Source organism: Bacillus sp. ISL-7, from assembly GCF_018613065.1.
In genome coordinates, this window is the sequence record NZ_JAGGQW010000031.1 from 281524 (window position 1) to 294125 (window position 12602).

14 protein-coding genes are annotated in these 12602 nt (G+C 37.2%); 10 read left to right on the forward strand and 4 right to left on the reverse strand.

What is annotated here, in order from left to right:
* Positions 1-80: 80 nt before the first annotated feature.
* Entirely contained in the window at positions 81-950 is an 870-nt protein-coding gene (locus tag J7E66_RS10720) for a Cof-type HAD-IIB family hydrolase (protein WP_214999882.1), read from the reverse strand.
* A gap of 188 nt (positions 951-1138) precedes the next feature.
* On the reverse strand, positions 1139-1486 hold the full coding sequence (locus J7E66_RS10725; protein ID WP_214999884.1) for a YlbF/YmcA family competence regulator: 348 nt from the start codon (positions 1484-1486) through the stop codon (positions 1139-1141).
* A 194-nt stretch (positions 1487-1680) separates the two neighbouring features.
* On the opposite strand from J7E66_RS10725, the gene J7E66_RS10730 reads away from it, so the two are divergent.
* The 8 genes from J7E66_RS10730 (at position 1681) to J7E66_RS10765 (ending at position 9366) form a co-directional block, all read left to right on the forward strand.
* A complete protein-coding gene (locus tag J7E66_RS10730; protein ID WP_214999886.1) occupies positions 1681-3060 on the forward strand; it encodes a YheC/YheD family endospore coat-associated protein in 1380 nt (459 codons plus the stop codon).
* A 1-nt stretch (position 3061) separates the two neighbouring features.
* Positions 3062-4165, forward strand: coding sequence for a YheC/YheD family endospore coat-associated protein (locus J7E66_RS10735; protein WP_214999888.1), 1104 nt, complete (start codon positions 3062-3064; stop codon positions 4163-4165).
* On the forward strand, positions 4143-5507 hold the full coding sequence (locus J7E66_RS10740) for a YheC/YheD family endospore coat-associated protein (RefSeq protein WP_214999890.1): 1365 nt from the start codon (positions 4143-4145) through the stop codon (positions 5505-5507). Before J7E66_RS10735 ends, J7E66_RS10740 begins: the two co-directional genes overlap by 23 nt.
* Complete coding sequence (locus J7E66_RS10745; RefSeq protein WP_214999892.1) at positions 5504-6550, forward strand: YheC/YheD family endospore coat-associated protein; 1047 nt, start codon at positions 5504-5506, stop codon at positions 6548-6550. Before J7E66_RS10740 ends, J7E66_RS10745 begins: the two co-directional genes overlap by 4 nt.
* Before the next feature lie 85 nt (positions 6551-6635).
* The gene (locus J7E66_RS10750; RefSeq protein ID WP_088085981.1) at positions 6636-6845 is read left to right on the forward strand and encodes a YheE family protein; all 210 of its coding nucleotides are present in this window, start codon (positions 6636-6638) and stop codon (positions 6843-6845) included.
* Positions 6846-6926: 81 nt separating this feature from the next.
* Positions 6927-7118: a hypothetical protein gene (locus J7E66_RS10755; protein WP_214999893.1), complete on the forward strand. Its 192-nt coding sequence runs from the start codon at positions 6927-6929 to the stop codon at positions 7116-7118.
* A gap of 130 nt (positions 7119-7248) precedes the next feature.
* A complete protein-coding gene (locus tag J7E66_RS10760) occupies positions 7249-8160 on the forward strand; it encodes a PucR family transcriptional regulator (RefSeq protein ID WP_214999895.1) in 912 nt (303 codons plus the stop codon).
* A 105-nt stretch (positions 8161-8265) separates the two neighbouring features.
* A complete protein-coding gene (locus J7E66_RS10765; RefSeq protein ID WP_168242406.1) occupies positions 8266-9366 on the forward strand; it encodes an ABC transporter ATP-binding protein in 1101 nt (366 codons plus the stop codon).
* Positions 9367-9400: 34 nt separating this feature from the next.
* Here the strand turns inward: J7E66_RS10765 and J7E66_RS10770 are convergent, their stop codons facing one another.
* Entirely contained in the window at positions 9401-9643 is a 243-nt protein-coding gene (locus tag J7E66_RS10770) for a hypothetical protein (protein WP_168242405.1), read from the reverse strand.
* A gap of 355 nt (positions 9644-9998) precedes the next feature.
* On the opposite strand from J7E66_RS10770, the gene J7E66_RS10775 reads away from it, so the two are divergent.
* A complete protein-coding gene (locus J7E66_RS10775) occupies positions 9999-10202 on the forward strand; it encodes an alpha/beta-type small acid-soluble spore protein (RefSeq protein WP_168242404.1) in 204 nt (67 codons plus the stop codon).
* A gap of 74 nt (positions 10203-10276) precedes the next feature.
* Here J7E66_RS10775 and fumC read toward each other — a convergent pair whose 3' ends face one another.
* Positions 10277-11659, reverse strand: a complete 1383-nt coding sequence (gene fumC / locus J7E66_RS10780) for a class II fumarate hydratase (RefSeq protein ID WP_214999897.1) — start codon at positions 11657-11659, stop codon at positions 10277-10279.
* 318 nt (positions 11660-11977) lie between these two features.
* Between fumC and J7E66_RS10785 the strand changes: the two genes are divergently transcribed.
* Positions 11978-12598: an NAD(P)-dependent oxidoreductase gene (locus J7E66_RS10785; RefSeq protein WP_214999899.1), complete on the forward strand. Its 621-nt coding sequence runs from the start codon at positions 11978-11980 to the stop codon at positions 12596-12598.
* Positions 12599-12602: the final 4 nt, after the last annotated feature.

Here is a 12602-nt window from a genome sequence, read left to right on the forward strand (position 1 = left end):
AATACAGTGAAAATTATTTAGATAATAGTTCAAAACCAAAAAAGATATCAACGGCTCTGCCACTGATATCTTTGCAAGGGTCATTTTTTAATAATGTTCATCCTTCTTAAAAACGCAATTGGCTGCTGCTTTCTAAAATGTTCTTTGACCATATATGCAACACCATGTTCATTCTCTGACCGGGTAACCCAATCGGATGCTCTCTTTACTTCGAAATCGGCATTCCACATTGATACTCCTAGACCTACGGCTTCAAGCAATGGAATATCATCTAGACCATCACCGATATAGACCATTTCTTTTCGATCGATTCCAAGTTGGCTCGCTAGGTAGGATAAACCTGATAACTTTGAAACACCCACGGGTACAATATCTAACCGTAACGAGTCAAGCTCAATCAATTCAATCTCTGTAAACATTTTTCTAAGCGCCTTTTTGGCATCTTGAAGGTCACTCTCTTCTTCAAAATATACTTCAATCTTAGGCGGGCTCACTGGTTGGTCATGTAAATATTCCGATAGTGATGAAACAAATTGCTGCGAATAGAAGACTGGATCTCCTGAGGTAAAAACGGTTTTAGCCAACAAATTATTATTTAGCTTTAATTTATTTGCTAATGAAAATTGTTCGTGGACTAGACGAATTTGACAGGGCAGGGCCTCTAAGAAGCTTACTGTATCGTAGGTTATATCTTCATTTATCCTTTTCACATAAATTGGTTTGTCCTCTGAACTGGCAATAAAAGCGCCTTGATGAGTGATTAATGGTGATTTTATTTTTAACGCCTTCGCTACTTTCCTTGTAGAAGGAAAACTCCTTGATGTAACGAGTGTGACATAGATCCCTTTTTGTTGAACATATTCGATTGCTTCTTTTGTTGATTTATGAATTTTTCCATTTGTTTGAAGAAGTGTGCCATCAATATTTAAAGCAAGCAAGCGATAAATCATTACGTTGCCCCCTGTTCTTGGTGAATTAGCCTTTATATCACTTTTATGATTTTTTAGGCATTTATAGAACAGAAAAGCGGAAGCTTCCTTTGCAATGCAAATGGGAAGGCACGATTTTGCTAAGTTCGGGTGAATTGAATAGAAAAAAGCCTTCGGTTTACTTTTCCGAAGGCCAATTTATTAAGTTATTACATTTTTCCATATAAATCTTCTAATGGCTTCATGATCACTTTGTTTAATTCCCCAATAACCATGCTCATCCGTTGTTCCGCTTGCATAAGCCGAGCAATTTTTTCATTTTGCTGAACGAGTCCAACGGTTGATTGTGCTTGTTGTACCTCTTGTTCTGATATATCCTGCCCCATCATTTGTTTCTGTTGCAGGTCCATTTGAATTTGACGGAACTTATCAAACATCTGTTTTGCTGCTGGATCAGCATTTACCTCTTTATAAGCTTGCTGTAGTTGGGTATATTCTGCACTTTGACGAATGGCTGTTTCTAACGCATAGGCGGAATCATATAAATTTACTGCCACTTGTGTCACCCCTTTTTAATGATGTCTAGCTCCAGCGCCGCTAAACGGGCGCTTCCGCTTTTTTATTCCGAATCAACTATAACAAACTATTCACTTAAATGCGAGAATGTTAATATCACCATCTAGATTAATGTTACATACATTACTATATCAACTAATGCCTATAAGCTCTAGGTAGAAATTGAGGAATGCTTATGTTTTTTCCAATAACTCCAATTACGATTAAACCAAGGAAACAAAAAAATAAAAATGACTGCTTTGTGCAAATGTCCAACCAATTGTTTACAAATTTACTAGTGAATCATAACCTTGACTTAAATATCAAATTAGGACACAAGACGATAAATACAAAAGTCAAAACGATTGAAATGGACCCAAATATGATGCATATACCCGAAAATATCTTAAAAGATTTTTGTCTCCCCATTCAGGACTATAAATTTCAGGCCATCTATCAGCCTGATTTACTCACACTTGAGCTTGGGCCTGTGATTGGACTTTTAACTGATTTCCCTTCAAATGAGGAAGGGGAACCCCATTTTCGTTCTATTCATGCTTTTTGCGAAGAGCTTCATCATGGAATTACCGAGACTGGCGGCTTTTTTTATGTTTTTTCATATGATCAATTTTTAAATCGTGGGTATTACCTTATTAATGGGAAATGGAGTCCCTTCGAACATCCTTTACCAGATGTTATTTACAACCGAATCCATTCCCGCAAACTTGAACTCTCTGAGCCATTCAAACATTTTCGTAAAAGACTTGAAACCTTACTGATTCCACTTTTTAATGAACGCTTTCTTTCAAAATGGGAAGTGTATAATCAAATATTTCACGAGAAACATCTCTTTCCGTTTTTACCAAAAACAAAAATTTATACAAAAGAACACTTATATGAACTTACTCAAGAATTTGAAACGGTATTTATCAAGCCAGTTCATGGCAGTCAAGGCAGAAATATTATGAAATTGAAAAAGGAAGAGGATAGCCAATTCTCTTTACAAACCTCTATCGCTGCTCTTAATGATAGATCTAGAAATAAATATCTCTTAGATGAAGTCCACCAACTTATAAAGCAAATACTCCATAATCGCTTTTATATTGTTCAACAGGGGATTGAGTTAGTTACTTTTGAATCCTGTGCCATGGACTTTAGAGTCTTGTGCCACAAAAATCTAAACAACCATTGGCAAGTTACCTCGATTGTGGCAAGGGTCGCATCGGAAAGTGAGTTCGTTTCCAACATTGCTAGGGGAGGAAGAATTCTCAGACCCTTAAATGTTCTACACACTTGTCTCGGCCATAAAAAATCGATAGAAGTGCTTGCACATATGAAGGAATTAGCGCTTGAAACAGCTTCGACTATTAGTGGTTCTTCAACAGGGATAACCGGAGAATTAGGGATCGACATCGGGGTCGATCAAGAGGGACAGCTGTGGATAATAGAAGTAAACTCTAAACCTTCTAAAAACTTTGAGGATGGGTTAGGAAAAATTAGGCCGTCTGCTAAGGCGCTCATCCAATTTTGTACGTTGCTTGCATTTGAATCTACAATTATAAAGGAGGATCATTAAATTGATTGCATTTGGAATAATGACAGTTAGCATGGAAAGTGAACAGTCCTATATAAACGAAATCGCGAACCTTGCAGAATCCTGTGGGATGGAATGCTACCGTTTCATCCCTTCAAAAATAGATCCGCTGACACTTCAAGTAAAAGGGGAAAAGTTTAATTTAACTACAAAATCCTGGGTCGACAGTGAATTTCACATTCCAACGATTATTTATGACCGTTGTTTTTACGGTGATGATGAGCATTCCAAACAATGCATTCCGATTGTATCTTGGCTAAAGACCAGAACTGACATAACCTTTTTAGGGTATGGGCTGCCAAATAAACTGGAACTCTATGAAGAATTAAGAAAAACAGTTTTATCGGCTTACTTACCTGTAACTCAATCTGTTTCCGATACTAACATCGTATTAAATGAATTAACAACAAAGAAAAGGATTATTTTAAAGCCCATTAACGGATCTCAAGGGCATGGCATTTACTATTTGAAAAAAAACGAAAAATCCTTTCATGTTAAAACTGAAAAACAAAAGAAGATTATTTCACGGATTTTCCCAAATGAAACGAAGCTAACCCAGTGGTTACAATCACTCATTTGTAATCGTCAATACTTACTGCAACCTTATCTTGAATTATCAAATAATCAACTGCAGCCATTCGATATTCGCGTCCTACTGCAAAAAAATATGGATGGGAAATGGAACGAATTAGGAAGAGGGATTCGTAGAGGAAATACTGGGGGTATTTTATCAAATTTAAGTGCTGGCGGGACCGTCCTCCCCTTTGCCGATTGGTCACCTTCTCTCCCACCTGCTACTAGGGAATATATTAATCAAGAACTAACATACATTCTCACCAATCTTCCTCCTCTTCTTGAAAATGCATTTTTACCATTATTTGAACTCGGAGTAGATATTGGCATAGCGAAAAATGGTTCAATCTGGATTTTGGATGTAAATTCGAAACCAGGGCGAAAAGTGCTCTTGCAAACTCAACCAGACCTTAAAGATTCTCTGAACCTAGCGCCTTTGCTTTACGGGAAACACTTAACCCTGATTGATTCAAAAGAAAGGAAGAGCTATTATGAGAAAACATTATCTCATTGAAGTTGCTCAAAATGATCAATTAGTTGTTTTCTGTCCTCCATCATTTCTTAAAGATAAAGAGATCACAAGGATTGCCTTTGGTTCGAGATCCATAGAAGTTGATTTTATCCCTCATCCTGATAAGAATGACCGGGTTTCGATAAGCAGAGAAATTCAAAAAGCACTCCATTTACCTAATTTCAACACTCCACTTCATGTCTTTTTCAAAAACCATAGTCTTATTATCGGTCCACTTGTAGGTATTTTCACAGCGGGATTTACCTCTCTACCTTTGGAACCTATTGGTGAAAGAACATTGTTCTTTTCAAAACTTCTATCCGTTAATAAAATGGTGGGTGCTTTACCTTTTGTATTTGGAGAACAGCATATTGATTGGGACCAAGGAATCATAGAAGGGTACATTTTTCAAAATAATGCATGGGAGACGGTTGAAGTGCCTTTTCCTAATGTTATTTATGATCGGCTGCCCAATCGGAGAAGTGAAAATAACCCAAAATTAATTAAGGTGCGTGACCGCTTGCAAAAGGAATACCTTATTCCTTGGTATAATCCTGGATTTTTTAACAAGCTTGATATTCATGAAAGGCTTATTCATGATGACATAGTTGCAAGCTTCCTACCAGAAACACTTCCATTTACATCCTTCTCCTCAATCGAGACTATGCTTTCTACCCATGGCCATGTTTTTATTAAACCTAAAAATGGCAGTCTTGGTTTAGGTGTTCACCAAATAATATATGACAAGCACACCGATGATTATTTTTGCCGCTACCAAGATGAAAGTGGTGTAAACCGTTTGCGAAGATTTTCAAGTTTAGAACGATTGATGGGTATCGTATTCGCCAATCAATCACTTGAAAAAATGTTGGTACAGCAGGGCATTAATTTACTTAGAAGCGAATCAAGACCAATTGATTTTCGCGTCCACACGAATAAAGATGATCTGGGAAATTGGCATGTATCAGCCATTGCAGCGAAAATCGCAGGCCCTGGCAGCGTGACCACTCATACAAGAAGCGGTGGTAATGTTAAAACGCTCGAAGAAATATTCTCAGGGGATGAACGTACTTTGTATAAAGAAAGACTCTCTCATGCCGCCCTTCTTTTAAGCAGTTCTTTGGATAGGAATGTAGAAGGCATTATTGGTGAGATTGGTTTTGATTTAGGTATCGACCGAAATGGAGATGTTTGGCTCTTTGAAGCAAATTCAAAACCTGGAAGAACAATCTTTGCTCATCCCGAATTGAAAGATTTTGATTTGCTAACACGTAAATTGTCCATTGCGTTTGCTGTCTTTCTTACCGAGCAATCATTATTACACCCAGAGGAGTTATTCACATGAAAGCCAATCAAGCAGGGCCACTGATTGGCATTATGTCAGCGAGAAAATCAAATGGTTCTATTGCGGGTAATGGCCCGCTATTTATAGCATTACAAAAGAAGCTTATTTCACTTGATGGAATAAGCTTTGTCTTTACTCCCGAAGATGTAGATACAGATCTTATTACTGGCTATACCTATATACCTGATAAAAATCACTGGGTTAAGGAAATATTCCCCTATCCAAACCTGGTTTATAATCGGGTGCCTTTCCGAAAGTCAGAACAAAATGAGCAATACCAACGTTTTTTTTCGATTTTAAAGGAGAAAAATATCCCTTTTTTCAATCCATGTTTTATCGATAAATTTGAGTTATATGAATTACTTAAAACCCATCCGTATTTGCAAACCTTTTTGCCGCAAACAATCCTCATCCAGCAAAAAAAGGACTTGATCACTTTTCTGCAGAAGCAAATAAGCATATATTTAAAACCTGCGCAATCATCAAAAGGAAAAGGGATTTTCCGCTTAAAGTTGATGGGTTCTTCCAAGCTTCAATTAGAAGGAATCTATCTTCAGGAAATTTATAAATCCTTTAATCATTTTTGGGAGAACTGGGGCAAGGAGCTACTTGAGAAAAACTACCTAGCCCAAGAGGAAATAACATCAGCTGAATACGAAGGTAATCGTTTTGACTTTCGTATTCTTGCCCACGCAGATGATGGTAAGTACATTTTAACTGGGATTGGGATTAGGCAATCACAAGAACAAGGAATTACTACTCATATACCCTCTGGTGGGAGGCTCTTGCCCTATGAACTTTTGCATTCTGAAAAGCATGATCAATTTATTGAAACAATTATCCCTTATATTGGAAGGGCATTATCTGAACGATTTGGCTATTTTGGTGAATTTTCCATCGACGCTGGGGTAAGTAAAACGGGTCAGTACTATATTTACGAGGTAAATTCCAAACCCATGAGCTTTGACGAACACGAAATAGAAGAAAAGAAAATTGAGCAACTTTGCCGGTTATTCCTCCAACTATCAAATTATCAGAACTGATGAAAAGATTGACAGAAAATTCTATTTAAAAAATCTCCCAAACAAGTTAAGCTAATAGTAAGTAAATTAAAAGGGGGATTTCACGATGTTAATGCACTTTCAATTCAAGCCATTATTTGAAAATAAAAATATTCCGGGATGGAATTTTTCCTTTTATCATAAAAAGCAAAGAGTCACAGGAATTTATCATCAAACAGGGAATATAGAATGGACAACAAATGTACCTGAACGAGATGAGATCGAGGCATTATCAAGCCAAATCCATGAGCTGATGCTTTACCATGTTTATGAATAATGTAATGCCGGGATCTTTAAAGTGTATGAAAACTCACCTTTTCCACAAACTAGAAATAGTTTACGGAAAGGGATGATGGTTATGGATAAAGGAAAAGACAAGGTAACGGATTTAGGTTCTGCTTATGAAGGCAGAGATAAGGTGTTCATGGATGTGGACCGGATGATTAACGAAGGCATGTCTGGTGGTTCTGTCCATTCACGCCATGATACAACTAATATCGAAGAAGCCCATGAGTTCATTGAAGAACAACCACCCTATGAATGTGATTAATCTTTATAACCACCATATATGAGAGGCTAGCCCGCATTAACAAAGGCTAGCCTTTATTATTTTCTTGCTTTTATCAACTACTGGTATAATAAATGAATCAAGTAAATATTAAAAAATGGGGAAATCAACCATGTTAAAAAAATTATTGTCTATTTATGAGAATTCCATTTTGTTTCCAGTTAAGCCAGTGAATCCCTCTGAACAATTTTATATCTTCTTTAATGAGTTTGAAAACGAATGGATCGCCATTCCTAAAGGTGTGGTAACTGAAAAGGAATTAGCCCTTCTTAAAACAATTTACCAATTAGTTGAATATAAAAATCCTTCGAGCAATTCCGCTGCAAAGGGATGGGATACCTATTTACTATTGGATGGTCCTCTCCCTACTTGTAAACCTGAGACATATCTTCGTTTCATTCAGTTTCAATTTAACAGCGATGATACGAATCAAAGCGAAATTGAGTCTGCCTTAAAAGGTTTTTTTACAGAAGAAATTATGATTATATGGGAAAACCACAGTCGAGGTATTGTCATTGAAGAGGGCAACGCGATTGCTCTTACAGAGGAAGATTTGATTTCAATGACTGAAACATTAGAAAGTGATTTTTATATAAAAATTTCTTTTTTTATCGGAAAGTTCCATCCTTTTTCCGATCAACTTCGCTCAAAATATCTTCAAGAGAAAGAATTCTTCTCTTTTGGGATTGCGAATCTTGTGACCCACCTGAATATCTTTACATTTGAGCGCGTCTTCCCATCCTATTTAGCTTATCACTTGCCGGCTGATTTAAAACAAAGGGTCAATCAATTAATCTTTGGAGTCTTTAATGAAGAAACAGAGATGTATTCAACTATAAAAGTCTTTCTCGAAAATAATTTAAATGCCAGCTTAACGGCAAAAAAGTTGTATATTCATAGAAATACACTTCAATACCGGATCGATAAATTCATCGATAAAACTGGAATCCAATTAAAGGATTTTTACGGTGCTTTTACAGTGTTTTTAGCATGTCTACTATATGAGCAGAGTAAAGAAAAGTAACAATCTGCCCAAAAAAGCGCTTTCAATCTTTGTGCACTCTGTCCATACTGATTTTTTACCTCTAATTGTACAATATTGTTAACAAGATAAAGGGAGGAATTACAAATGGCAGAGTTAAAATTAGATCACATTTATAAAATTTATGATAATAAAGTAACAGCTGTTCAAGACTTCAATTTACATATTGAGGATAAGGAATTTATCGTGTTTGTTGGCCCATCTGGGTGCGGAAAATCTACTACACTACGAATGATTGCTGGTCTTGAAGATATTTCAAAAGGTGATTTTTACATTGATGGTAAAAGAGTGAACGACGTAGCACCGAAAGATCGTGATATCGCCATGGTTTTCCAAAACTACGCTCTTTATCCACACATGACGGTATATGATAATATGGCATTCGGTTTAAAACTGCGCAAGTTCCCTAAAGATGAAATTGATCGTCGTGTACAAGATGCTGCAAAAATTCTTGGTTTAGAGGCTTACTTAACCCGTAAACCTAAAGCACTATCTGGTGGACAGCGTCAACGTGTAGCATTAGGAAGAGCCATTGTCCGTGATGCAAAGGTATTCTTAATGGATGAACCTTTATCAAATCTAGACGCAAAGCTTCGTGTTCAAATGCGTGCTGAAATTGCAAAACTTCACCGCCGCTTAGATACAACTACTATCTATGTTACGCACGATCAAACTGAAGCAATGACAATGGCTACTCGACTAGTTGTTATGAAGGATGGTGTCATTCAACAAGTTGGTTCACCTAAAGAAGTGTATGAAAAGCCTGAGAATGTCTTTGTCGGTGGCTTTATCGGCTCTCCAGCAATGAACTTCTTTAACGGAAAACTAGAGGATGGAAAATTTGTGATTGGAAAAACATCTATTTCTGTTCCTGAAGGAAAAATGAAATATCTTCGTGAACAAGGCTATGTTGGAAAATCAATCATTCTTGGAACTCGCCCTGAAGATATTCATGATGAGCCAGTTTTCATTGATGCGTCTGCAGGTACAAAAATTAATGCTAACGTTGATGTTGCAGAGTTAACTGGTGCAGAATTAATGATCTATTCAAGTATTGGCGGCCAAGATTTCGTAGCCCGCGTTGACTCCCGTGGAGATATTCATCCTGGCGATACTTTAGAACTAGCATTTGATATGAACAAAGCACATTTCTTTGATGTTGAAACAGAATCACGAATCCGCCCATAATAATAACCGATAAGCCCCGTTCACGAAACGGGGCTTATTCTTTTATAAAAAATACTTCCTCTTTATTACAGGAAGGACATCGATACACATGGGGACACTTTTGACCTGAATTTGTATCTGGATACCCATCCTCCATCTTCATTAGATCTATTTCCATGTATGGACTATAATCATCATAAAAATCCATAAGACGTCCATTCTCCATCATAGGCTCACCGCAACTTGTACATAATAAGTAAGCTTCCCGAAAACCATTACATACTGGGCATACTGACATCCTATTCACCCTTTTTTTAGTTGATAATCTTAGTTTGTGTTAACTTGCAAACCATATGTGATGGAATTAATTACCAATTAAATTCTCGAATAAGTCTTTCCGTTTTAATCATAATAAGTATTACAAAGCAAGCAACACCTACTTACAACGATGGATGAAACCAAAAAGGGTAATAGCCGGTGCAAGTCCGACTCATCCAACCAAACAAAAGACAATGAATGAATCTCCAATTTGTAGAAGCTTATCAAAGGTAACATTGATAACATGGGTTAGGCCAAGGCGGCAATGGTTTAATCTCCATTATGGTTCAACTCCATACTGACCCCAAACTTATTAAGAGGAGTGTTATTCAACTATGGCAGCTAACAACAACTCTAATCAACTTCTAGTACCAGGTGTCGAGCAAGCTCTTAGTCAAATGAAGTATGAAATTGCATCTGAATTTGGTGTAAATCTTGGTGCCGATACTACTTCACGTGCCAACGGTTCTGTTGGAGGAGAAATTACAAAGCGTCTTGTAGCAATGGCTGAATCTCAACTTGGCGGATTCCAACGCTAATTTTTAGAAAAACCAGTAAATACAAATAAATATTATGGCTAAGCCCCCTTCTTTTGGAAGGGGGCTTTCATTGTTTAAATCATATTTTCAGGTCTAACCCATTTTGAAAATTGTTCTTCTGAAACATAGCCTATTTTTATGGCTGCCTCCCTTAATGAGCAATTATCTTTAAATGCAAGTTTGGCAATTTCTGCGGCCTTTTCATAGCCAATATGTGGATTTAACGCTGTAACCAACATCAAAGATCGGTTTACATGCTCTTTGATAATTTCTTCATTGGCATGGAGACCTAAGGCACAATTTTTATTAAAAGAATTAATTCCATCCGAAAGGAGCCTGATTGATTGGATAAAATTATTAATTATTACTGGTTTAAACACATTTAACTCAAAATTCCCTTGGCTTGCCGCAAATCCAATGGCGGCGTCATTCCCAAAAACCTGGCACGCAATCATCGTCAACGCTTCACTCTGAGTAGGATTAACCTTCCCCGGCATAATGGAGCTTCCTGGCTCGTTTGCGGGAATGCTAAGTTCACCGATTCCACTGCGCGGCCCACTAGCAAGCCAGCGGACATCATTAGCCATTTTCATTAAATCAGCTGCCAAAGCCTTTAACGCCCCATGAACATGAACAATTTCGTCGTGACTTGTTAATGCGTGGAATTTATTCCCAGAGGAACGGAATGGATAACCTGTGAGCATCGAAAGCTGCTCGGCAGCCTTGTCACCAAACTGTGAGGGAGCATTGATTCCTGTACCAACAGCTGTCCCTCCTATCGCCAAATCAAGCAGATACTGGTTTGCCTCTGTTATCATCCTTTCACATTTTTCAAGCATTACCCGCCATCCGCTAATCTCTTGTCCCAGCGTTAGTGGTGTTGCATCCTGCAAATGAGTTCTACCTATTTTGATTATTTTTGAAAAATCCTTCTCTTTTACAAGCAGCGTGTTTTTTAATTCTGATACAGCAGGCAGGAGATCCTCTACTATTTTTGTATAGGCAGCAATATGCATTGCTGTCGGAAAGGTGTCATTGGAACTTTGCGACAAATTGACATCATCATTCGGATGGATTTTTTCAAGATTGGCTTCTTGCTCTTTTAAATATTCATTCGCCCGATTGGCAATGACTTCATTTACGTTCATATTGGATTGAGTACCACTGCCTGTTTGCCAAACTACCAATGGAAAATGTTCATCCATCTCTCCGTTATGAATAGAATCACATACTTTTATGATTGCCTTCATTTTCCTCTCGCTGAGTTTTCCTAATTGAAAATTGACGATTGCTGCAGCTTTTTTTATAAAAACCAGGCCATAAATTAATTCCAATGGCATTTTTTCGGAGCCAATTTTAAAATTTTCCTTACTTCGTTGTGTTTGCGCACCCCAATATTTATCTGCTGGCACACGAACCTCACCTAGCGTATCTTTTTCGATTCGATAATTCTCCACGTGTCATCCACACCTCACAAATTCGTATACTTCAATATATATACCCATTCCTATCCATTTTATTAAACTATTTACAATTTACTTATATAAAAAAACTGCAGACACTTGTCTGCAGTTAATAATTTAATGTTTAATGATTGAATATCCGATATAATAAGAAAGGATTAAAAAACTACCGATCAATAGTACTACTGAATACTCTGACATATACATCCCACCCCGATCTTATTAAATACTTAAACATTTTTAAAATATCACAAGCGGCGGGTTTGACAAGTGATGATTATTACACATTATTGACTAAGAGGTGAACTTTTTGTGAACATTTGCCTATTTGGTGCAACGGGCAGGGTAGGCTCGATCATTTTAGAAAATGCTTTGTCCCAGCAACATTCTATAACTACACTAGTGAGAGATATGAAAAAGCTAAATAGTAATGGTGCAGGTCTTGAGGTTAAGACAGGTAATGTACTAAATGAGACAGATATTGCTAATAGCTTAACAGGTTCAGATGTGGTCATTAGTGCATTAAATACAGATGGCACCACTACTCTGTCTGGATCGATGCCATTAATCATTAAACATATGAAAGAGCAGGAAATAAGCCGAATTATTACAATTGGTACAGCAGGAATTCTGCAAGCTCGTTCTGCCCCACATTTATATCGATTTCAATCCTCTGAGTCGAAACGGAAAAGCACTCGTGATGCGGAGGAACACTTAAAAGCCTATTTAATGCTAAAAGATTCTGGACTTGATTGGACGGTTGTATGTCCTACCTACTTACCTATAGGCGAAAGAAAAGGATATTACAGGTACGAAAAAGACTTTTTACCTGATCATCCTTCTTCCATCTCGATTTACGATACAGCTGATTTCGTATTTAAGCAGCTTATTAACAAACAATTTATCGGCTCGCGAGTGGGACTTACTTATTGAAAAA